At 30.9% G+C, this 23,081-nt stretch carries 21 protein-coding genes and 1 tRNA gene; 6 read left to right on the forward strand and 16 right to left on the reverse strand.

Annotation, left to right across the window (positions count from 1 at the left end):
- Positions 1 to 32 precede the first annotated feature (32 nt).
- Positions 33 to 1,616 carry an aldehyde dehydrogenase (NADP(+)) gene (locus DKT72_RS10305; RefSeq protein ID WP_220628113.1) on the reverse strand — a complete coding sequence of 528 codons (1,584 nt, stop codon included), beginning with the start codon at positions 1,614 to 1,616 and terminating at the stop codon, positions 33 to 35.
- A 235-nt stretch (positions 1,617 to 1,851) separates the two neighbouring features.
- The gene (locus DKT72_RS18905) at positions 1,852 to 1,956 is read right to left on the reverse strand and encodes a hypothetical protein (protein WP_502243703.1); all 105 of its coding nucleotides are present in this window, start codon (positions 1,954 to 1,956) and stop codon (positions 1,852 to 1,854) included.
- Positions 1,957 to 2,046: 90 nt separating this feature from the next.
- Here DKT72_RS18905 and DKT72_RS10310 point away from each other — a divergent pair, with 90 nt between their 5' ends.
- Entirely contained in the window at positions 2,047 to 3,270 is a 1,224-nt protein-coding gene (locus DKT72_RS10310; RefSeq protein ID WP_111308663.1) for a site-specific integrase, read from the forward strand.
- Between the two features lie 393 nt (positions 3,271 to 3,663).
- On the opposite strand, the gene DKT72_RS10315 is transcribed toward DKT72_RS10310, so the two are convergent.
- Both DKT72_RS10315 and DKT72_RS10320 read right to left on the reverse strand, forming a co-directional pair.
- Positions 3,664 to 4,206, reverse strand: a complete 543-nt coding sequence (locus tag DKT72_RS10315) for a BfmA/BtgA family mobilization protein (RefSeq protein ID WP_111308664.1) — start codon at positions 4,204 to 4,206, stop codon at positions 3,664 to 3,666.
- Between the two features lie 367 nt (positions 4,207 to 4,573).
- Positions 4,574 to 4,792 (reverse strand): helix-turn-helix domain-containing protein, encoded by a 219-nt coding sequence (locus DKT72_RS10320; protein ID WP_111308665.1) that lies wholly within the window; start codon positions 4,790 to 4,792, stop codon positions 4,574 to 4,576.
- 116 nt (positions 4,793 to 4,908) lie between these two features.
- Here DKT72_RS10320 and DKT72_RS10325 point away from each other — a divergent pair, with 116 nt between their 5' ends.
- Entirely contained in the window at positions 4,909 to 5,781 is an 873-nt protein-coding gene (locus DKT72_RS10325) for a hypothetical protein (protein WP_111308666.1), read from the forward strand.
- 22 nt (positions 5,782 to 5,803) lie between these two features.
- On the forward strand, positions 5,804 to 6,157 hold the full coding sequence (locus DKT72_RS10330) for a hypothetical protein (RefSeq protein ID WP_162623293.1): 354 nt from the start codon (positions 5,804 to 5,806) through the stop codon (positions 6,155 to 6,157).
- A gap of 587 nt (positions 6,158 to 6,744) precedes the next feature.
- On the opposite strand, the gene DKT72_RS10335 is transcribed toward DKT72_RS10330, so the two are convergent.
- The 10 genes from DKT72_RS10335 to DKT72_RS10380 form a co-directional block, all read right to left on the reverse strand.
- A complete protein-coding gene (locus DKT72_RS10335; protein WP_111308668.1) occupies positions 6,745 to 8,220 on the reverse strand; it encodes a class I SAM-dependent DNA methyltransferase in 1,476 nt (491 codons plus the stop codon).
- Positions 8,221 to 8,250: 30 nt separating this feature from the next.
- Positions 8,251 to 9,066 carry a hypothetical protein gene (locus DKT72_RS10340; RefSeq protein ID WP_162623294.1) on the reverse strand — a complete coding sequence of 272 codons (816 nt, stop codon included), beginning with the start codon at positions 9,064 to 9,066 and terminating at the stop codon, positions 8,251 to 8,253.
- A gap of 14 nt (positions 9,067 to 9,080) precedes the next feature.
- Positions 9,081 to 11,153, reverse strand: a complete 2,073-nt coding sequence (locus DKT72_RS10345; protein WP_111308670.1) for an AAA family ATPase — start codon at positions 11,151 to 11,153, stop codon at positions 9,081 to 9,083.
- 14 nt (positions 11,154 to 11,167) lie between these two features.
- Positions 11,168 to 12,379 (reverse strand): restriction endonuclease subunit S, encoded by a 1,212-nt coding sequence (locus tag DKT72_RS10350; RefSeq protein WP_111308671.1) that lies wholly within the window; start codon positions 12,377 to 12,379, stop codon positions 11,168 to 11,170.
- A gap of 5 nt (positions 12,380 to 12,384) precedes the next feature.
- A complete protein-coding gene (locus DKT72_RS10355) occupies positions 12,385 to 12,972 on the reverse strand; it encodes a hypothetical protein (protein ID WP_111308672.1) in 588 nt (195 codons plus the stop codon).
- Between the two features lie 18 nt (positions 12,973 to 12,990).
- Positions 12,991 to 14,283 carry a hypothetical protein gene (locus DKT72_RS10360; protein ID WP_111308673.1) on the reverse strand — a complete coding sequence of 431 codons (1,293 nt, stop codon included), beginning with the start codon at positions 14,281 to 14,283 and terminating at the stop codon, positions 12,991 to 12,993.
- Positions 14,276 to 15,277 (reverse strand): nucleoid-associated protein, encoded by a 1,002-nt coding sequence (locus tag DKT72_RS10365; RefSeq protein ID WP_111308674.1) that lies wholly within the window; start codon positions 15,275 to 15,277, stop codon positions 14,276 to 14,278. The genes DKT72_RS10360 and DKT72_RS10365 overlap by 8 nt, the downstream gene beginning before the upstream one ends.
- A 10-nt stretch (positions 15,278 to 15,287) precedes the next feature.
- Positions 15,288 to 18,080 carry a type I restriction endonuclease subunit R gene (locus DKT72_RS10370; RefSeq protein WP_111308675.1) on the reverse strand — a complete coding sequence of 931 codons (2,793 nt, stop codon included), beginning with the start codon at positions 18,078 to 18,080 and terminating at the stop codon, positions 15,288 to 15,290.
- A gap of 118 nt (positions 18,081 to 18,198) precedes the next feature.
- Entirely contained in the window at positions 18,199 to 18,891 is a 693-nt protein-coding gene (locus DKT72_RS10375) for a hypothetical protein (RefSeq protein ID WP_111308676.1), read from the reverse strand.
- Positions 18,888 to 19,400: a helix-turn-helix domain-containing protein gene (locus DKT72_RS10380; protein WP_111308677.1), complete on the reverse strand. Its 513-nt coding sequence runs from the start codon at positions 19,398 to 19,400 to the stop codon at positions 18,888 to 18,890. The genes DKT72_RS10375 and DKT72_RS10380 overlap by 4 nt, the downstream gene beginning before the upstream one ends.
- A 220-nt stretch (positions 19,401 to 19,620) precedes the next feature.
- On the opposite strand from DKT72_RS10380, the gene DKT72_RS10385 reads away from it, so the two are divergent.
- A complete protein-coding gene (locus DKT72_RS10385) occupies positions 19,621 to 20,667 on the forward strand; it encodes a hypothetical protein (RefSeq protein WP_111308678.1) in 1,047 nt (348 codons plus the stop codon).
- Between the two features lie 160 nt (positions 20,668 to 20,827).
- On the opposite strand, the gene DKT72_RS10390 is transcribed toward DKT72_RS10385, so the two are convergent.
- Positions 20,828 to 20,901, reverse strand: a tRNA-Ile gene (locus tag DKT72_RS10390).
- 55 nt (positions 20,902 to 20,956) lie between these two features.
- Positions 20,957 to 21,358, reverse strand: a complete 402-nt coding sequence (mce, locus tag DKT72_RS10395; RefSeq protein WP_111308679.1) for a methylmalonyl-CoA epimerase — start codon at positions 21,356 to 21,358, stop codon at positions 20,957 to 20,959.
- A 103-nt stretch (positions 21,359 to 21,461) separates the two neighbouring features.
- Here mce and rbfA point away from each other — a divergent pair, with 103 nt between their 5' ends.
- Both rbfA and DKT72_RS10405 read left to right on the forward strand, forming a co-directional pair.
- Positions 21,462 to 21,866, forward strand: coding sequence for a 30S ribosome-binding factor RbfA (gene rbfA / locus DKT72_RS10400; RefSeq protein WP_111308680.1), 405 nt, complete (start codon positions 21,462 to 21,464; stop codon positions 21,864 to 21,866).
- The gene (locus tag DKT72_RS10405) at positions 21,867 to 23,081 is read left to right on the forward strand and encodes an ABC transporter permease (protein WP_111308681.1); all 1,215 of its coding nucleotides are present in this window, start codon (positions 21,867 to 21,869) and stop codon (positions 23,079 to 23,081) included.

A 23,081-nucleotide genomic window follows, 5' to 3' on the forward strand; every position in this document is an offset into this window, starting at 1 on the left:
GCTTTTTATATTCAGTTTTTTTTAAAAGAACTTTAGATTTTATCTCTAGTTAAAACACCATCAACTAATCTCATAATTCCTAACGGATTGCTATTTTTCAAGGCTTCTGGTAAAAACGCTTCAGGAAAATCTTGATACGCCAAAGGTCTTACAAAACGTAAAATAGCTGCTGTGCCCACCGATGTAGAATTAGCGTTAGATGTTGCAGGGAATGGACCGCCATGAACCATAGAATGGCACACCTCAACACCTGTTGGGTAACCTCCATAAATTAGTCTACCTGCTTTTTGGCTAATGACATTTACAATAGGCTGAAGATTTCTTTCATCTTCTTTTTCTGCATGAATTGTAGCTGTTAATTGGCCTTGTAAAGATTCTAAAACTTCTACTATTTGGGAAATACCTTTACAAAGCACAAACAAAGTAACAGGCCCAAAAACTTCTTCAGATAGTGATTTATCCTTCATAAAATCGTCTGCACTTATACTAAAAGCTACTGGTTGCGCTTCTGTCTTTTCTTGATTGGCTGATAGATCTGCTGTTGCAACAAGTGATACATTGTCTTTTTCAAAAAGTTCTTTCACACCGCTTATACATGCTTTGTGAATGCTTTTATTCAACATGGTAGCAGGCACCGATTTTTTAAATTCTTCGGCAAAAGCACTTAAAAAGTTTTTACTTGTTTCATTGTCTTCCAACAAAATCAAACCTGGATTCGTACAAAACTGACCAACACCTAAGTTGACAGACCCTGTTAATGCGGTAGCAATCGTGTCTTTTTTACTTTTCAAAATGTTCTCCATTAATACTACTGGATTTATGGAACTCATTTCGGCATATACAGGAATTGGTTCTGGTCTATTAACAGCTGCATTAAATAAAGTCATTCCAATAGATTGAGAACCCGTAAAACCAACCGCTTTTATAGCTGGGTGTTCTACTAATTTAATAGCATGCTCATGATCTAAATATAAAGATGAAAATACACCGTCTGGCATACCTGTTTTTTTAGCGGCAGTTATTATAGCGGTCGTTACCAAAGCATTGGTACCTGGGTGGGATGAATGTGATTTTACAATAACGGGGCAACCTGAAGCCAATGCCGAAGCCGTATCTCCACCTGCAGTAGAAAATGCTAAAGGGAAGTTGCTCGCTCCATACACAGCTACGGGACCAATGGGCACCAACATTCTTCTAATATCTGATTTTGGAATAGGTTGACGGTCTGGTTGCGCTTTATCTATTCTAGCATCTACCCAAGAACCTTCTCGTAACACTTGAGCAAATAATTTTAATTGGCCGCAAGTTCTTCCGCGTTCTCCAGTGATTCTTCCTAATGGTAATCCCGATTCCAGAACACAACGTTCTAATAATGTGTCCCCTAAATTCATGATTTCATCTGCAATAGCATCTAAAAATTTAGCGCGATCTTCCACTGGTAATGCACTATAAACGGGGAAGGCTTTTTGAGCTAAGGTTAACGCAGTTTCAAATTCTTCTGCTGTAGCTCTGGTAAAGTCACCTGGTATATTTTGATTGTTTAAAGGAGAAAATGCCTGAAAAGACGAATTTCCTTTGGCACTTGTACTGAATCCTACATAATTATCTGTTATCATGTCCATTTGTTTAAATATTAAGTTATTTTAATTGGCCTTTCTTAGTTTTTTCAAAATTCCTTAATATATGTTTCAAAACCAAATATTTAGTTTTAAATTAATCATAAAATATGTATTTATGTTCTTAATTACTTTTATTGCAATCAAATAAATTTACATATAAATATTTAATAATGAGTCACATATATATCATTTAATAAAAAAGCCTTGCAAATATGCAAGGCTTAACAATCGTTTAACGTGGTCCCACCTGGGCTCGAACCAGGGACCACCTGATTATGAGCAGGCAAAAACAGAGAAAAATCAATACAACAAAAATTTTAACATATTGATTTTCAATATTTTAATAATTTTTAATATCAATTGGTATCACTTGATATCAAAGAAATGTTTGCAAATTGTTTGCAAATTTTTTTACTAACTTAGAGTTATGAATACACTGATAACCTTAATGTTAGACCAAAGAAGAATGAAGAAAGATGGCAAATATCCCATCATTTTTCGTATTACTCACAATAGAAAAACCACCTCGATATCTACTGGATACTCTATTCTAACTACTTATTGGGATGAAAAGAAAAAAGAAATTAAGTCAAATTACAAAGAAGTGGAATCTGTTCGCTTTTTAAACACCATACTTCTTAAGGAAAAAGCTAGAATAAATGAAGTGATCAATAAACTTTATGATAAAGGAGAATTGCAATACCTATCTATTAATCAAGTAAAGCAACACGTGACAAGAAAAGTAAATTACAGCTCCTTTTTGGAATATGGCAACCATTTAGTAGAAGAATTGATATCTGTTCGTCGTTTCGGGACTGCTCGCACTTATGAATTTACGTTAAAGATCATGAAAACCTTTGCGAATAAAAAAGATATAAAATTCAATGAAGTTAACTATGACTTCTTAATGAAGTTCGAAAAATTCCATTTGTCAAAAGAGGATAATAATTTAAATGGTTTAGCTTTTTATTTAAGAACAATAAGAGCCATTTACAATAAAGGCATTAAAGATGGTTGCATTGATAAGGAAGCATACCCCTTTACAGAATATAAAATCAGAACTACTCCTACCAAAAAAAGAGCATTAGACATTACTTACATTAAAAAAATATTGGATTTACAACTCCCAATAGAACATGAATTATTCCATACAAGGAATTACTTTTTAATATCTTATATGCTCTATGGTATGCCTTTTATGGACATGGCATTTTTAAAAGTAGCTGATATAAAGAATGGCAGAGTGGTATACCAGAGAAAAAAAACCTTAAAAAATTACGATATTAAAATATCAGATAAACTTTATGAAATTCTAAAGTTTTATAAAAAAGATAAATTAAAACAAGATTTTATATTGCCAATTATTAAAAGAGAAAAACCAGAACAGCAATATCAAGATGTTATAAGGTTAAGAGCAATGTATAATGATAAACTTAAAAAAATAGCTGTTTTATGCAACATTGATCAAAGCCTCTCCTCTTACGTTTCTCGACATAGCTTTGCCACTAACGCCATGCTTCAAGATATCCCTTTGCAAGCAATTTCTGCAATGCTAGGTCACAGTAAATTGAATACAACTCAAATTTATCTTAAATCACTTCCAAATGAAATTTTAGACCGGTACAATGAAAGATTAAGTCTTTCATTGTAAATAAACAATTTGAACTACCAGTAACAGCTAAAAAATCAGATTACAAAAATCCATGTTCTTTTAACTAAACAAAGCCCACATAGTAGTCCCGATTTTGGTCAACCTCACTTTTGTTTTGAATATTTGCTCCTAATAAAATTTGCATCGATTTAGTGTATAACACTTTTTGAGTTTTTTTGTAAAAATTGAAATTGATTTTTAAAATAATATTTTTTTTGTTTTGTTTTTATAGTTTTATATAGTTTGTATATGTTTTATTATACGTACCAGTGCTTGTCCACTGCTTGTCTCTATTTTGGTACGACATCGGTACACAAGTTGGCCAGAGCTTGTTCCAATTTTGGCCATGTTAATTGTAATATTTCTTGTGATGTTTTGTGCTTTCTTGAAAAGTTAAACATCATTCTTTTTTCTAAATTTTTCAAAATCTTTTATACTCAGATTTAGTAATAAATAGTTTTTTCCAAAAGCTCGTTTCTCTATTTTAACCTTATTCAAAAAACCTGTTATTTCATTTCGCAAACAGAAATGTTGTTCGTTAATCTGATCATATTTCTGTTTGTAATAAACCAATTCTTCGTTTTCAGTTATCAATTTAGGTGTACCAAAATCAAGAATTTCAGTTTCTTCTTCCTTTTCAACCTTTATGGTTTCTTCAAACAAACTTTGCAACATAACCGTAGTGGGCTTGGTTTGATGTTTCTCAATGTTCTTTAAAATGGCTATGACTGCATTAATGCGCTTATTCGTTCGTTCACTTTTAACACCTAAATTATCTTCAGGAGACAGGTCATTCATCTCAAAAAAGTTAAGCATGGATTCCAAAGCTTCGGTATTGGATTTAGAAATCTCTTTGGAAAATCTCCTGAATCTTGAAGCTATTTCCTTTTTGATGCTGATAGCAGAAAACTTATATTTTCTATAGTCGTCAATCATTTTACTGTAAAAAATCACCTGTTTATAAGGCTTTCGGCACTATTTACTGTAAATGCCCTTTTTATAATATTATTACAATTTATTTATTTGCTTGATAATCAGATATATATGAATAAAAATTTATTGTAACGACGCTTTAGCGCGTTACCCTCTTGCTTTACAAATTTCCGTCCCTAAAGGACATAAATTTTCAAACAAACTAACATAAAAGTCAGTTGCCCTAATCTAAATTATTCCTTTTTAAAGTTATGGGTTTATGTTATGAAATGAAAACCTGAAATGTTATCAAAAAGCCAGTTTTGGGATTATATTTTATGATTTTGCAATTAACGTTGAAATTAAACGCTATTTTTTACTCTATGCATAATTATTCAAAGAATGAATTTACTTCCACTCCAATAGCTTTAGAAATTTTTAACAAGGTAAGAGAAGTTACGTTCTGTCTCCCATTTTCTATACTAGATAAGTTAGATTTCTCCATTTTAATTATGGAACACAGATCTAATTGACTAAATCCTTTCGCTTTTCTTTGTTTGGCCACGTTTGCTCCAATTTTTTTAAGAAATTTTTTTTCTTCTATGCTCATATAAAGTTCAATTTCTATAAAAAAACAGTAACAAAGGTTATGATATATCATAACCTTTGTTTATATTTGATTTCAACTATGCTTCAAAGTAAATTCAATCAACATAATAGTAACTCATGAGAACAAAAATTAATAAAAAACACCCCTTAGAGAAAGAAGTGATAGGTTTATTAAAAGACTTATTACCATTACACTCTATTTATGTCATTAGCGTCAATACGGAAAAACGGAAACAGGATGTTTATTTACCTCCATCAAATGCAACCACACAAAAAGTTGTAACCTATACACTACTCATCATTTGCCATAAATTTCCATCTAAAGGCTTAGCGGGTTTTATGGATGACATTTGCAATAAGATGCAACAGCGTTGTAAGGTCTATGCCATTATGTATACCCTATCAAAAGTAAAGAAGAGACTAGATTATGGAGACAATTTTTTGAATCAGATCATAAACAAAACACCATGCCTTTACAAAGAAAACAAAGTTTTAATAGAGTTTAAAAACTGCAGAAATTTTACTCATGAAAGCGTTTATTTGGAGATAGAGGAAATCTGGAGGAATAGGATGAACCGTGCAGAATATCTTCTATCCATTTTAGATAGCATAGAACACAAAGAAGATACTATTTCAAGGTTATCGACCATGCACTATGCCCTAGAACAAATATGTTTAGGTCTTTTGTATGTGTTCTGGGAATTCAAGCCACAACACTATTCATTGCCCTATATGTTGCATCTGTGCAATCACTTTACCCAATTGCCGCAGACCATATTTCCAAATGAGACCTATGGCCTACACCGAATAAAATATATGTTGTGTAATGCTCACCATATCATACGTTTTAAAGCCCAAAATGAATTCTCAGACAGGGATGCAGACAAAGCCTATAACCGATGTGAACTGTTTTATGAAGAGGCAAAATCATTAGGAGACAAGCGCATGGAATATCTTAAGGAACTTCATTGTGAAACCGTTGAATCATGATAACCCAAAAAATTTAAAGCTCATGAAAAACAAAAAAAACAAATTAAAAACAATAAAAAAATTTATGGATCGCTGTTCTAGTATGCAAACAGAAGCATATGGGACCAGAACAAGGAAAACAATCCGTTTTGAAGTATTAGATCAAGAAGATATCACAAGCTCTATTTCAGCTCTGTTAGAAGTGTGCTATTTCGCATTGGACGGGAATGGTAGTTTTATATCTCCGAAGCATGAAAACAAAACCCAGATATCCAGCGTAACAAAAGTTTTGGAAATAATTATAGACCTATTACCACATGACCAAATGCATTGCTTGAATAGGATAGAGGAGCTTCTCTCTGAAAAGGCAAACAATAAACCACGTAAACTAGTTTAAAAGGATTCATTATCCGTTTCATAAAACATTAAATCATTTACTTATTATATCTTGAGCGTTTTCCTTTTCTCTTTAATATACCAGTAGAAAATATAATTAAACAAAAAAGGTTCTTAAAAAAAGGCATAATAGGATCCTTTCAATTTCATTTACTTCCCATAGCGCCATCGCTGTTACCTTTTCCAAACTGATATAACTTAAAATTTGGAACTCATAAAGATTTATAAAAGGGCGAAGCATGAGCCTGATTATGCAATCTGTTGAGAACCAAATTTTATATCTTTCTTTGGAAAAGTCACCAGCTAATTGAAATAATTTAAGATGCCATTTCTAAATTGCAATTGAAACCAAAACTGAGCGGTGGCTTAAAATATTGGTTTTGGCATTTTAGATTTTCACAAATTAAAGTGTTCTAAAATGCCATAACTAATATTGCGCGGAACTGTAAGCTCTTATTTTTGTGTGAGTGCAACTTTCGGAACGAAGGAGAAGATATGTGCTGGAAGTGGGGATTTAGAATATAGGCTATTTTCTTTAGTCCAAATGAACATTATATAATAATTTCTGATCCCTATAATATTTTAACATCAACTATTTAATGTATTCATAATCTCTCTAAAACTATCTAAACTAGCTTCAATATTCTCTATAATTTCATTAGCCAGAATGTCTGGATCTGGAAGATTGTCTAAATCAGTCAAGCTTTTATCTTTAAGCCAAAAGATATCTAAGTTGATTTTATCTCTTGCAATAATCTCATCATAAGTATATTTTCTCCATCTTCCTTCTGGGTTGTCTTCACTCCAAGTTTCTTTACGTTTATCAATATTCTCTGTGTTGTATAAATCGATAAACTCCATTAAATCCTCTAACTGTAATGGTTTCTTTTTAAGTGTATGGTGAATATTGGTTCTGTAATCATAAAACCAAATGTCTTTCGTCCACGGATGCTTAGAGGCAGGTTTGTTATCAAAAAACAAAATATTGGCTTTGACACCATTGGCGTAAAAAATACCTGTTGGCAAACGTAGAATGGTATGCAGATTCGCGGTCTTTAATAATTCCTTTCTAACACTTTCGCCAGCACCTCCTTCAAATAAAATATTATCTGGTAACACTACAGCTGCTTGCCCATTAATTTTCATCAAGGTTTTTATGTGCTGTAAAAAGTTAAGCTGTTTGTTAGATGTGGTTGCCCAAAAGTCCTGTCGGTTATAACTTAAATCTTGTTTTTCCTGCAAACCCTCTTCATTAGTAATTGTCATACTGCTCTTTTTACCAAAAGGTGGGTTTGCCAATACATAATCGTAACGTTTACCATCATCTGAAATCAAAGCATCCGCAGCGGAAATGAAAGACTCCCCATCAATTTCGCCAATGTTATGTAGAAACATATTCATTAAACACATCCTGCGTGTGGAAGCTACAATCTCGTTTCCAAAAAAGGTGCTGTTTTTTAAAAATGCTTTTTCTTCTTTATCTAAATTATTGTGTTCTTTAATATAATCGTAAGACGCTAAAAAGAAACCTCCCGTACCACATGCTGGATCAATAATGGTTTTCTTTGGTTTTGGTTTAATACACGCCACCATAGCTTGTATTAAAGCACGTGGTGTAAAATATTGACCAGCTCCACTTTTGGTGTCTTCTGCATTTTTCTCCAAAAGACCTTCATAAATAGTGCCTTTTAAATCCGCTCCCATTGTTGTCCATTTCTCTTTGTCTATCATGTCTATGATTTTTAAGAGTTTTGAAGGGTCTTGTATTTTGTTTTGAGCTTTTGTAAATATTTGCCCCAAAGTACCTGTCGCAGTCCCTAATTCACGTAATAGTTGTGTATAATGAAACTCTAAGTCTGCACCACGTTTAGACACTAAACTATCCCAATTATATTCGTCTGGAATATTGGTAACTCTATTATGTGGTGGTTTGGCATACTCATCTGCCATTTTCAGAAATAATAGAAAGGTAATTTGTTCTAAATAATCACCATAACCTACGCCATCATCTCGTAACACATTAGCGAAATTCCATACTTTTGATATTATAGTTGATTCTGTCATAATTCCTTTTAAAAATATATTGTCCTAAAGTTAAAGAGATAAAATTGAATGTACATTTTGAGACATACAATTAAACATGACAGATTTCCAATAGTTAATTCCAAAGTCATCTGCATAATTTTTTTCACTTGTTAAAAGTTGATTCTCTATTTGTTGTTCAGACATTCCATTAACTCTTGATTGTTTTAAAATTTTTATTTCTGTAGAAAGCAACGTGTTACATCTTCCATTATATTGGTTCAAAAGTTTCAAATCTTCAAAGTGCCATTGGATTATTTGAAAATCTCTTTCATTGATTTCAATAGGTTTTTGTAGTAGTAAATTTATCATTGGCGTTTCTTGAGCAATAGTTAATTCTGCAAATAAAAATTGATAATCGAAAAAATTATCATAATAAAAATGAATAAATCTTCTTCTGTTGTTTCGTCTCCATTTATCATTTTTTACTTGATTACAATCATAACAACACGGAATTAAATTTTTAGCTAAAAATGAATACTCTGGAAATTCATTTTGGCCAACATAATGATCCAAAGTACGAGGCTTATCCAGTAAACAAAATGGGCAGAACGCCTTTAAAGTATCTGGTTGATTCTCAAATATAGAAGCCTTTAAAGCAATTCCCGTTTTTGTTAGACTTGAATAACATCCTTGAAGGTGATTTTTTTCTTCAACTTCCTTTTCTGTAAACTCTGATGACAATTTAGCTTCTAATTCATCAAATCGAGTTAAATATTGATTATACGAAGTTTCGACACGAGACTTAATATTTGTTAATATTGTTTTTCCGGGATTATATTTTTCTTCAACTATGGTTTCAAAAGTCTCAAATTCATTTACTCCCACATAATTACATTTTATCATAAGTTTTGATTAAATTTAGAAAGTAAATATATGCGAGCATTTAAACTCAATCCATGCTCAAAAAAATTATTTATTTCATCAAAAGATTTACCTTGACTTATTAATTCATCTAATTGAGTTTTGTACAATTCTTTTTCTTCATCAACTTTAAAAATAGTATTACTTATTTCAGATAAATTTTCACCAAAACATTCAATAATTGGAGAGTAAATTAAAGGTATATTCTCTTGTCTGTCAAATATTCGAATATACTTGGATGGGATTTCTTGAACAACTATTGGTGAATGAGTTGCAAGTATACAAAATGACTTATATGTATTTAGAATAACATGAATTGTACGAATTAATCTTCCAGTAATATTTGGATGTAAATGTGTTTCAGGTTCATCAAATATGATAATAGAATTCTCTTCAATTGTTTCTATTAGTCTGGTAATAAATTGAAATATAATATTTTGTCCTGAACTAAATATATTTTCTGTTTGTTCAATGAACTTTTTGCGATAACTAACATTTTTCAATTCGTTTAGAGAGAAATTTAAATATTCGGTTTCTAATGAACTTTCAATGCATTTAAACCATAACTCACTTTTAATATGATCATTCGCAATTCTTTTATATGATTTCCATATCTTGGATGAATTAATCTCTTCACTTATTGAACCTTTTGTGTCTTTTATTCCAATAAACTCATAGTTTGTATCTTGCTTCGTGGGAAACTTAAATTTATCAAAAAAACTAAATGAGGCAGCAATTACTTTTGTAAAGTAAGGTCTCTTTGGTTCAAATATTCCAACTTCAGAATTATCTATTAATTTATTTACAAATTGTGACAAGTATCTAGTTTTTCCTGTCGCATTTTTTCCTACAATACAATAAAATCTATAATAATTAGATGTGAAATTTTCGAATACAAATTTTACGTCATGATCTTTTAATGCATTACCAATTCTACATTTAAAATTAAATTCGTAATTCCATTCTTTAGTTTGTGATTTAATAATATCTTCAAAATTATTCAGAATATAATCTGCTTCTGAACTTCTTAAGAATGATTTTTGAAAAATATCCAATTCAAGATATTTATTTAATAAATTCTTGTCCTTAGCTACATCGTTTAAATTGTTTAGTATATTCAAGAAGATGTTAGGAAATAGTTCTACTAATTTTTCATAATAATTTGTAGTAATACCTAAAGAAAAATAATTTGCACTCAATTTTTTGAATTGCTCAGGAATTTTAGTGTTGTCATCTTTATTATTTCCAATTTTCAGATCTCCCAATTCAATTTTAGAATTTGGACTAAAAAAAAGGGATAAATTGAAAATAGTCTCGTAACCATAATCATCCCAAGTATTTTTGTAGAAAACAATAACTGGATATTTAATACTGTAGTCTAAATTACTATTAACCACAGGAAGTCTTTTAAAATATATATCGTTAATTGAATTTTTACGATTATTCCATAAATTATCTGCTTTTGTTAGAATTGGAAAACTGCGAACTTTTATTATTCCTTGTTGTAATTCATAATAAAATATGTTTGATGGGCTTAACTCATAAAATTCAATCTTAGAGTAAAACACTTTTTGACCACCGTAAACATTATAGTTTTTGAATTTTTCTAGAAGTGAACCATTTAATGGTTTAGGTTTGCCTTTTTTTATCTGGCCAATTGCCCTTACAGTAAAACCCTCAGTAATAAGAATTAAATCGTTTTCCTCATAATAACCTTTATCAGTAAATCCAATTACTACTTTTTCTGTTTTTAGTAATTCATAAAAACTTGGTTCACCACTTCCCCAGTTACAACCTAATTTCCAAATATCATTTTTACGCTCAATTCTAAAATTATATTTTTCAAATAACTTAACGGCATCTCTAATATCATATAAATATTCAAAATCTTTGTATACAAAGCTTAAAGCCTTTGTTGCAATATCTCTAGCTGAATAAAAACTTTTATTATGCATTAAAGAGTAGGTTGTCCAATCCTTTTTCAATTTATCATTTTCATCAAAGAATTGAATAGCTTTTAAAATATCTTCTCTTTTAACTAAATCAAACATACACCTCTACTTCTTTATCTTTTTTTAATCTTCTCCAACAACATGCTAGCAGGTTCATAATCTGGTGCTTGTTTACAAGCCTCTATTTCTTTCTGGGTCAATAGTTTGCCCTCAAAAGCTTTTTTAAGGATGCTTTGGCGTAAGGCATCTGCCTTATCTAAACTTTCTTTTATAGTTTGTTCTACATTGTCGCAAACAGATAATCTACTTTTTATTTCTCGTACGATTTGGTGTTGTTCATCTTTAGAAGGAAAAGGTAATTTTGTGTTTTTAACTATTGTCAAATTCAGATTAGGTTGTACTCCTCCACTAGATAATAAACGAATATCTTCATAGTTTTTAAGTAAAAACAATTTTAAGAATGGCTTAGAATATTCAAACTCTTCTTTTAGAGTAATAGTAGCTATTGCCTGATTAGTTGCTGCATCAATATTAAGTTCAGAACATTTTCCTCTTGTCTTACCTTCTCCATACATCGCCACTAAAAGAGAGCCTTTTTTTATTATTTTACAATTAGTTTCCTTTAGCGCTGTTTCTGTAATCAGCTCAAATGCTTCATTTACAAATAATTTATTTAGTGCTCCACTTGTAATCCAAGGAGTCGTCCCATTTTCCCAATAATCTCTATGACCTCGTTTTGGTGTTGAACCAGTTTTCACATCTGCAACATCAATAATTTTCACAACATCATATTCACCCTCAAAAGCCTTTTGAAGAATAGATTGCCTATACACTTTAAGTTGCTTTTGTGCTGTTTTTAAATTAGCAATACCATTATCTAACTCACTAAATAATTGCTCTATTTTTGAGACTATGGCTTTTTGTTCTAGTAAAGATGGTAGATTTATCTTTTTTTGTGAAACGACAGAAATCCAATATCGTTTGTGGGTATCACTTCTTACTTGATTGACTTGCATACAATAAAAAGCAAAAGCCATATTTACAAGTTTATTTGTTGGAACTAAAATCTTCATTGCTGAAGATTTAACTTTAAATTTAAAGTTTACCCATTGTGATGCAGTTGTGAAATCATCAAAAATAATAGCTGGAAGATTATTAAAAATCCCATCCGTTTCATTGGTGTAACCCTTAATAAATGATTTACCTGCTGTTAAAACAGGAGTTTCATATCTTTCACCATATTTTGTACTTTTCACAAGGTATTTTGTTGGTTGTTCATAATCCAACAAATCTTCGAACTTGCACTCAACCCAATCTTCCCTCATTTTACTTAAGCAGTCTTTCTTTTAATTCCCTTTAAATTATAAATAATTTGAATACCACAAAGAAACGCGATAAAGGTATCGTTTGGTGTAAATCGCGCTTCCAATTCATGAGCTTCTTCATTACGTTTATCTTTAATAAATAATGAAAAATTAAATTGATATTTATCTATCCAATTTAATTCTTTGGCTTTTTCTAGCAGTTTATAAAATGTTGGACACGATATTTTGTCTTTAACATTTCCTTCCTCTATATATCTCTCTTTGAGAATATTTTCAATTATTAATGCAAGTTTTTCAATAGCTATTTCAGATTTATTTTCTTCTATCAATTCAATAACCACTTTTAATTTATTTGCTACAGCATCATTTATACCAACATATTCTTCACGCAAATGAATTAATTGATTTTTGATACTATCTGGAATGTCCTTTTTTGTTTCCAAATAACCTGATAAAAGATGTAAATAATCATCTTCCTTTTGTTGTAGTTTTTCTTCTAATACCAAGCGTTTTGTTTTTTCATCATTGGCCCAAAGAAAGCCAGCTATTGCAAATGCTATTAGTATATAATTCCAAAGTTTGTTGTCGTTCATATTTTGAGGAAAATAATATTAATCTTTAGGGTCTTTAAAAATGAAAAATTGTGTAACTATCGCAAAAATAATCAAGCCAAATAATAAGATAAAAAGCAACTGTGTAGAGTTAAAATTTCCAATGATATTAATACCATAAATTATTAAACATATATTTAGAATCCATACAAGTGAATTTATAAACTTTAAACTTATTTTCAATTTATTGACTCTTTGTTTTAAATCACTATTTATGTCTTCAAAGTGTTTTAATTCAGATTTGTTTTCTTTAAAAAAATCTTGTTCTTCTAATATTGAAAAGTCATAATCCATTAGATTTTTCATTGTTTTGATATCGCTCCAATAAATAGATACAATATAACTTACATAACTAACAAAGGCTAAAAGAGCTAAACATATTAGAATAATTGCTGGAGGTGAATCTTTTAATTTATAAAATGCAAAAGCAGAACCAGCAACTGAAATAGGAAGGGCTAAAACTTGTGATGATATTTTATTAAGAATATCATTTTGACTTCCATAATATTTTTTTTTATATTCTTTATACTCTGTTTTAATTTTATCTAAAGATAGTTCATGTAAATACACATTAAAATTGAGTTTTGCATCAAGATTTATTTTATCTAATCTTTTAAAAAAACCCACAAATAAATCATCATGCTCCTGAAGCAAATTTGATATCATTGAGTTTTTTAAAAAAGAAGGATAATGTTTGTTCTCATTAAACAATTCTATAAATTCTTTGTAAGCATCAGAATAATTAGTAGTGAAATCTAATTCTGGAATTCCTGTTTTGGGAAAAGTTAATGTAATTCTTCTTTTTTGAGATAATGATGAAAAGATTATTTTACGTGATGCTAAAGAATAAAAATCTGTGAATTCAAATTTACCTTGGAAGTATTCTGCATTTTTTTCAAAAAAATCCTTGGCCTCAAAAAAAAGTAAAGCATTACTAAATAAATAATTTTCAGTGATATCAGTCCCATTTAAATAAGTTAACCCATTGCTTTTATCATAAAAAAGAAAAGAATCCTTTTGAAAATTATGTATAACACAATTTTTTTGAAAATGCTTATGGCGCGCCTCCTTTTTAAACTCAACTTCATTAATAAAAAAAGAAAAAGGTAGACTTTGTTTCTCAATACAATATTTACCTGCTTTTTGAGTAAATTCAATTTTGTTTTGATTTAACAAGTCTTCATATTCTTGAAGATTTGGAAATCGAATTTCCTTTGTGCTTTCAGAATCGTATTCTATGATTTCAGAATGATTATGAAAAGTAGCTCTGTATATATCTAAATTCTCAATCATTTAATTCATCAAACTTAGCTCTTAATGTTTCATTAGTAATAATAATTTGATTATTGTTACCTATATCAACTCTACCACTTTCAATGTCAGCTCTAGAAAAAGTTAACTTAATTTTACCGGATTTAATTTCGTATTTTTTTAAACGACTTAAGATTACATTTACAGCTTGAAATTCATGATTCATGTTTATACCATGTTCATCTATGTAAGTAGTTAAGAAATCAGAGTTGTCCCAAAATGTCTTGCCTAATTCACGTAATCTTACTACTCTTCCAGAAGAATTTATATAATTAAATACTTTTTCCCTAAACATTTCACTATCAAATTCAACACCTGTTTCTGGATCAATTGGGAACTCAGTTAAATCATCTATCAATTTTATTAATGCTTTTGTGTCATCAGCACTCCTGTCTAATAAATTAGCTTCAATCCAATCAGAAAAATAATTAGATGTACTCGCCAGCTTGTGTGTAAATTGAAGATATCTATCTTCTTTATTACTCAAACGCCCAATATCAACCCTCACAGCCATTGCAAGTTTATCTGTATTAATTACCGTAGTCTTATTAACAACAAATGTATTTTGACCTTTTTTATTAAAAATTACTTCTTCACTATCTCTAACAATAAATACCCCAACGTATTCTGATTTTCTATACTCATAATTAATAAACACAAAATAGCCACCAGTGGCAAAATTAGATGATTGCAAAAGCTTCTTTACACGTAAAATTGAAGATTTCGAAAACTCGTAAAAAGATTTGTCATTTTTTTTAGACGCAAAATCCTTTAGGGATTTTTGAAACAAATCCTCATCTTCTAAAAATTCCGTTCTTATTACTTTTTCGTCTTTTCGAAATGTATCATTTAATCTTTCAGATAAAAAAATGACTTCCTCATCAACTGAAATTAGACCATCAGAAGTCGTTAAATGAGCTTCAAGAACACCTTGATTTTTCTCAATCTGATGAATAGTTAATCTTTTTATTTTCATATTAAATTATTTAAGCAACTAATATTTCATTTAATTCGTTTATAATCACATCCATTTCATTCTCAAAAAGCTGATACATTTTGCCTCGTCCACCTTGCGCATCAAAAGGTGTATAATCTAGGTCATCCATATCTATATGGAAACTATTAACTATGTGGTCTTTTATCATGCGTAACCATTGCATTTGTTCTGTTGTAAATCGGTTATGTTGTCCTGCATTCTGTTTAAAAATCCAGGTTTTAAAATTCTCATCAATTGTTTTGTCAAAGGGTTGTATTGTTTTGTCAATACCGCAGGCACGCCGAATTAAGGAAACCAAAACAGTTAACTCATTTTCTGGTTTATTGCTTTTGGTATTATCTAAAGTACTATAGGCATCCCAAACATAATCCGGAGCCATTACTGGTTTGTCAAAGCGTAACTTTTCTAAAACTTCTTTAATCATTTTAAAGGTTACTTCTTTCCTTTTATAAGGTTGATTGTAGTATATGCTTAATGCTTTTATTTCGTCTTTATTGGCTTGGAGATACGAACTAAAATCGTTTACAATCACTTCTGCCTTTTCCATTGAAGAAGTGTCCCATTCCGATTTGGTAACCGTATCAATATTTACTGCATCAATAATTTGCTCATGTACTTTACGAACATTTTCTAAATAATCATTTAATGTTCCGTTAAACGTGGAAGTTGCCATTTTAATTAAATTGGCTTGTACAATCTCAATAGCTTTATTTAAACTTGGTATATGTTGTTCTTCTTTTAATACTAAAGCTTTTTGCTCTATGGTGTCTGGATTGTAGGCGTCTAAAAGCTCTTTAGTAATTTGCTTTAGGTTTTTACCATTCGCATATTCTAATACTTTTGTCTTTTCGCTTTCTGTAATTTGCTTTTCTAAACGTATTAATCGGTTGGCAAGAGATAAGAATAAATCTTCATCTGCAACACCAACTGTAATAGCTCCTAATAAATCTTTCATAGGAACCGTTTTCTTCCGTTCTAAAGGTCGGCTATCTGTTTTTTTAGATTTGATAGCACCAACTGCATCCACAATGACAAAATGTGTTTTGGTTTTTGCTGTACGCGATACTAATTGTAAATCATCTTTATTAATGGTTCTTGTACCTCTCCCTTTCATTTGCTCAAAGTAATTGATGCTTTTTACATCGCGCATGAACAATAATACTTCCAAAGGTTTTACGTCTGTTCCTGTGGCAATCATATCTACAGTTACTGCAATACGTGGATGATATGAATTACGGAAACGGTTTAATACCGATTTGGGGTCTTCTTCAATTTTATAGGTGACCTTTTTACAGAAGTCGTTACCTTCATCAAACTCTTCTCTTATGATTTTTATGATATCATCTGCATGACTATCTGTTTTTGCGAAAACTAATGTTTTAGGTACTTCATAATCTCCATTAGCATCAAAACGATTTGGATATATTTCAGTTCGCAACGCCTTTTTATAAGCTTTAATTATGTTTCTAATCTGACTTGGATTAACAACATCTTTATCTAACTTATTTGCAGTATAATTGACGTCTTCATCTAATTGTTCCCAACGGGTTTTACGTGTCAATTTTTCTCGTTTATCTACAAACTCTTTGGCTTTAATTTCTGCTCCAGCTTTAGAGATTTCTGTTTCAATTGTATATACATCATAAGGAACGTTTACACCATCTGCTACAGACTCTTCATACGTATATTCACTAACCACATTTTCATTAAAGAAACCAAAAGTACGCTTGTCTGGTGTTGCAGTCAAACCAATTAAAAAAGCATCGTAATACTCTAAAACTTGTCTCCAAAGGTTATAAATAGAACGGTGACATTCATCAATAACAATAAAGTCAAATTGCTCAATAGGGTTTCTTTCATTATAAACTACTGGAGCAGCTTCTTTCTTTTTTACTTGGTTTTCCATCCAAGTCGACTCATTTGGGTTTTCTAGTTCAGCTGTTTCGTCTAATTCTTCATCTTTTAAAATAGAGTATAAACGCTGTATTGTAGAAATACAAACTTGACTATCTGAGGCAATAAAACTAGAGCTTAAACGCTGCACATTATATAATTCAGTAAACTTTCTATTGTCATCTTTAGGCTGATACTTCATAAATTCTTGTTCAGCTTGTTCGCCTAAATTTTTTGTGTCAACCAAGAATAGAATCCGTTTTGCATCTGCATGTTTGAGCAATCTATACACAAAGGTTGCGGCCGTAAATGTTTTTCCCGCTCCAGTAGCCATTTGTATTAAAGCTTTGGGTCTATTATTCTTAAAGGAAGTTTCAAGGTTTTTAATGGCCCTAATTTGCGCAGGTCTTAAACCATCTTCAATAAGTTCAGGTATATTTTGAAGTCTGTTACGAAGCGATTCATCTTTTTTTAACCAATCAGAAAATGTTTCTGGTCTGTGAAAAGAAAATACGCATCGCCCTCTTGGTTTAGTATCTCTGTAATTTGTAAAACGTGTTAGCGTTCCTGTACTTTCATAAACATAAGGTAAAGGATCATTATCAAGATATTTTAATTTTGCTTTTGCATAATCGCCTGATTGCTCTTCTACAGTTGTTAATCTGTGACCTTCTTCTTCTCTTTTGGCTTCTATTACGCCAACAGGTTTACCTTCTACAAAGAGCGCATAATCAACTGGACCAACTTCAGTCTGGTATTCTTTAATTGCAATTCCTAAATTGGCATTTAAATAAATTTCTTTTTTAGACTGAATTATCCACCCCGCTTCTACAAGCATTGAATCAATTAAATCACGTGCTTTCTGTTCCGGATTTTGGTTAGCTTCCATATACTGATTCAGAGTATCAACAACTAACCTTATAAATAAAGGCGAATTGATAATTGTTAAAAAATTCTCTTAGGGAAGAATTGAAAGTAAATATAACAACTTTTAAAAAAATGAATGCCTATTCGGTAAAAAATAGTGATTGAATTTTTTCGATTATCATTTTATACCTCGCTTCTTGCGTTTCGTAATAGAGATTTCCCAAAATGGCTTCTTGCATTCTTTTTGATTCTAAAATATTTTGAAATTGTTCTAGTAAATACGTTTTTACTTTATTATCGGAACTACTAACTATTTCATGCCAATCTGTGCGATTATCTAAAATATAAATAACATCTTCAAAATCATGACTCATTCTAGGATCATTTCCTCCACGTTCTGAATGCGCGACAAATTTACTAGCTAAAAAGTAAGGCAATGGCATGATATGAATAGTATAGTCTTCAATTTGAATTTGTTCTTTATGTTCAAAGCCTAATTCAAACCATGGATTTGCTGGAGCCCAACCCACTGGCGTAGTCCCCATTACATCAACCAAAATATCATCTAGTTTGAATCTGCAAATTACACCTAAGTCTGCTGATTGTTTAAACCCTTTTGATACTAACTCCTCTCTAATTTCTTCTAAATGTGTTATAGACACAATTTTAATACTGATATCAATATCTTTTGTGGGTCTTACATCATCTGCAGCAGGGTCATTGATGTACAAGCTTACGGTTGCCCCTCCAACATATATAACCTCATTGTTGAGCTCTCCCAAGGCTTGAGCGACTCTCTGAATGATAATTCTATTTATTAGTGTGTTTTTCAATTGAAATGCTTTTCAAGTTCAACTGTTGCTAGCTTTTGTTCTCTAACATTTCCTAAACGTATAGCATCTACTAAGGCCAATAGTTCATGCAAAACATAATCATTTAATGCTGCTTTAGGAACGTTTGGATGCAAAGGTTCAATAGAAAACCCTCTCACATTTCCTTCTGCATATGGCCATACATATACTTCATCACTTTGTATGATTTCAGAAAGTGGTGGCGCACTATGTGCTGTTGCAACACCTCTTACCATTCCACTTGGTTTTTGTGGATATACATATTTTAATCCTGAAGTTATAAACTCAGCCAAAGCTTGCTTCATGACCCGCTTTTTATCACTGGCAATAAGACCTGCCAATACACTGCGATTTAAAGATTCGCTTACTTCGCTATTACTAATAAAAAGCTCGTTGGCTATATCTTTCATCAACCAATCCTGATCACCCTTTGCCACTATTTTTAATAAGATAACAATATCGTGAGGGCGCATTCCATTATGCTTCTTCATCTTCTTAATTTTTATTTCGCGATTCGCAAAACACGAATTTAATTTTTTTATTATACTTGTGCAAGAATTATAATCAATAATTTTAATGTTAAACTAACATGATTTGAGCTTAGCGGTGAAAACAAACAGTTTTCACCTCATCCAGAAAACTGAATATTATTAAATTTCTAAGAACTTTTATGAATTTTAATAATTATCACAAATCTTTATTTAAAAACTAATGGAATACAAGGAGATAACTCGCAAACAGCTTTATGATCTTGTTTGGTCTGCACCAATGATTACTTTATCAAAGCAATTAAATGTGAATTCAGCATATTTGAAAAAATTATGTGTTGATTTTGATATTCCCACACCTAGCATTGGGTATTGGTCAAAACTTAAACACGGAAAAAATACTGAAAAATCATTATTACAAGGAGATTTTAATATAGCCATTAAATTAGATGTTGTCAAAAAAGCAATAAATAAAATTGCGCTGAAAGTGCCTGAAAAACTTTTAAAACCAGATGAACTGGTCGCAATAGCTAAAAAAGATTTATCCGGCAAAGAAATATCTCATTGGCACAGAGCCAAGGGCATGGTCACAACCTCTAAAGGAGTCTTAAATATTACCGTAACACCAAAGCTTGTTACAAGAGCCTTAATTTTTATGGATATATTTATAAAATTGGCAAAGGAACGTGGTTTTAAAATTTGGTTTAAAAATTACTATGGAACAGTTATTTCAATTCAAGGAATAGATTCACCAATATATTTGCGAGAGAAAAACAAAAGAGTTGTAGTAAAAAATAATAGTGGTTGGAATGAAACAAAATTAGTTCCTATTGGAGAATTAGTCCTTAAAAGGGATGATTATCCTCGTATGGAATGGCACGATTCTAAGAACATAAAATTAGAGGCTAAAATTCCAGATATTTTAAAATATTTTGAAGAACAGGCAATCAAAGAAAAAGCAGATGAAATTAAACGAGAAATAAGAAGAAAAGAACAAGAACGCCAACAAAAAATAGAAGATGATATAAAGCAATTAAGAGAAAATGAAATCGAGAAATTTAATCATTTTTATGAAAATACCAAGCGATATAGAAAAGCCGTTAATCTAAGGGCTTTTGTTAATGCAAAAAAAGAATATGCCATAAAAACTAATACATTAGACAAAGCAATAGAAAACTGGATTGAATGGGCAAATGCTAAAGCAGACTGGCTTGATCCAATAATCTCAAAAAAGGATGATATTTTAGGAGACTATGACGATTACAAATGATAAATTGATGTTTTATTTAAAAAAGAATAATCAAACGTAAAATCAAACAAAAAACACGAAATTTTGTTAAAAAATGTTAAAATATAGGTGTGTTTGCAAATTGTTTGCAAATAAAAAAGCCTCAAAGAGCAAAAACTCTGTGAAGCCTTGATTTTATTAGTGGTCCCACCTGGGCTCGAACCAGGGACCACCTGATTATGAGTCAGGTGCTCTAACCAACTGAGCTATAGGACCGAAATTGGCTGCGAATTTAATACTATTTTTATAACTCTACAAGAAAATAATTTGTTTAAATAATTTCTTGGCAAAGCTCTATCAATACGCCACTGGTACTTTTAGGGTGTAAAAAAACAACTAGCTTATTATCAGCTCCTTTTCTAGGTATGTCATTTAAAACGATAAAGCCCACAGATTTTAATCGTTTTATTTCTGCACTAATATTTTCAACTTCAAAAGCGATATGGTGCACCCCTTCTCCTCTATTTTCAATAAATTTAGTAATGGGGCTGTTCTGTTTTATCGCTTGTAAGAGTTCTATTTTATGGTTTCCTACTTTAAAAAAAGATGTTTTTACCCCTTCACTTTCTACCTCTTCTGTTTTATAATGGGGTTTTCCAAATAGTTTGGCATATAATTCATTAGCGTCTTCTAGATTTCTTACCGCAATTCCTATATGTTCTATATTTTTCATTTCAAATTCATTTAAAGGAAGATACAAATTTTGTTGCTAAAAGTAAGCTTATCTTTAAATATGCTGTATTTTTGCCCTATAAACCTATAAATAGGTAATAAAAATGAGCGACATAGAGGAAAGTCAAAGACAAAAAAAAATAGGATCTGTATTACAGCGCGATTTGGTTGATGTATTGCAAAGTGCAGCCACACAAGGTGGTATGCAAGGCATATTAATATCTGTATCTAAAGTAAAAGTAACGGTAGATTTATCGGTTGCTAAAGTATATTTAAGTATTTTTCCTAATGATAAAGCTAAAGAATTACTTGTTGGCATAAAATCGAACACACCATTAATTAGACACGAGTTAGCACAACGCACAAAACATCAATTACGACGTATGCCTAATTTAGAATTCTTTATAGATGACTCTTTAGAATATATTGACCAAATTGAAAAGTCTTTAAAAGGCCAGGAAAACCCTATTAAAGATCCTACTATTTTAGAAAAAAGAAAAAAATCTTAATTGAATGTCTCCTTATACATAGCAAAACGGTATCTGCACTCTAAAAGCAGTAACAATGCTATTAATTTTATAACCATTATCGCGGCTGTTGGGGTTATTTTAGGTGCTGCTTCTTTATTTATCGTTCTCTCTGGTTTTGCTGGTTTAAAAGATTTTACGCTTCAGTTTTCAACCATTGTAGACCCCGATTTAAAAGCTGAAACGGCTTCAGGTAAATCGTTTATATTGACAGACGAAGAGGTTTCAAAACTAAATGATATAAATGCCATTGCTTCTTACTCTAAAATTATTGAAGAGCGTGTAATAGTGGCCTTTGATGAAAAAAACTATTTAGCAACCATTAAAGGTGTTGATGAAAATTTTCAGCGTGTTAATGCCATCGATTCTGTTGTTGTACAAGGCGAATGGTTTGAACAAGACAGCAATCAAATTGTGGTAGGCTGGGGCATTTCAAGCAACTTATCTCTTGGGGTTTTAGATTATGCAAAGTCTGTAAATATTTATGTTCCTAAGCCTGGAAAAGGTCAAATAACGTCTATAAAAAACGCCTATAGTTCTATTAACGCTATTAATGTTGGAATTTTTGACATTAATGAAACTATGAATGATACCTATGTATATGCCCCGATTAGTTTAGTTGAATACCTACTTAGTTATAAACCAAATCAAATATCGGCCATAGAATTTAAACTGAAAGATGGTGCTGATAGAACGGATGCCATCGCAAACATACAATCGGCTTTAGGTGATAAAGTTGTTATGAAAACAAGAGAGCAATTAAATGACAAGCTTTATAAAATGCTAAACACCGAAAATTTAGCTGTTTACTTAATATTTACCTTGGTTTTAATCATTGCTCTATTTAATGTAATTGGTTCTATTATCATGATGATTTTAGATAAAAAGAAAACTTTAAGCACGCTTTTCAATATGGGTGCTACCCTAGCAGATATCCGACGAATTTTCTTTTTCCAAGGCAGTTTAATGAGTGTTATTGGAGGTATTATTGGTATTTTAATAGGCTTATTATTAACCGTTAATCAACTTTACGGACCAGATTTCCTGAAAGTATATATCACGCCAAGTCTTCCTTACCCCATAACAATTAAAGCCATCAACTTATTTGTGGTGTTTATTACGATTTCAGTATTAGGCATCATAGCGTCTAAAATAGCATCGGTAAGAATCACGAAAGCTTTAGTAGAAAACTATTAA

The sequence above is a fragment of the Confluentibacter sediminis genome, from assembly GCF_003258355.1.
GTDB lineage: Bacteria > Bacteroidota > Bacteroidia > Flavobacteriales > Flavobacteriaceae > Confluentibacter > Confluentibacter sediminis.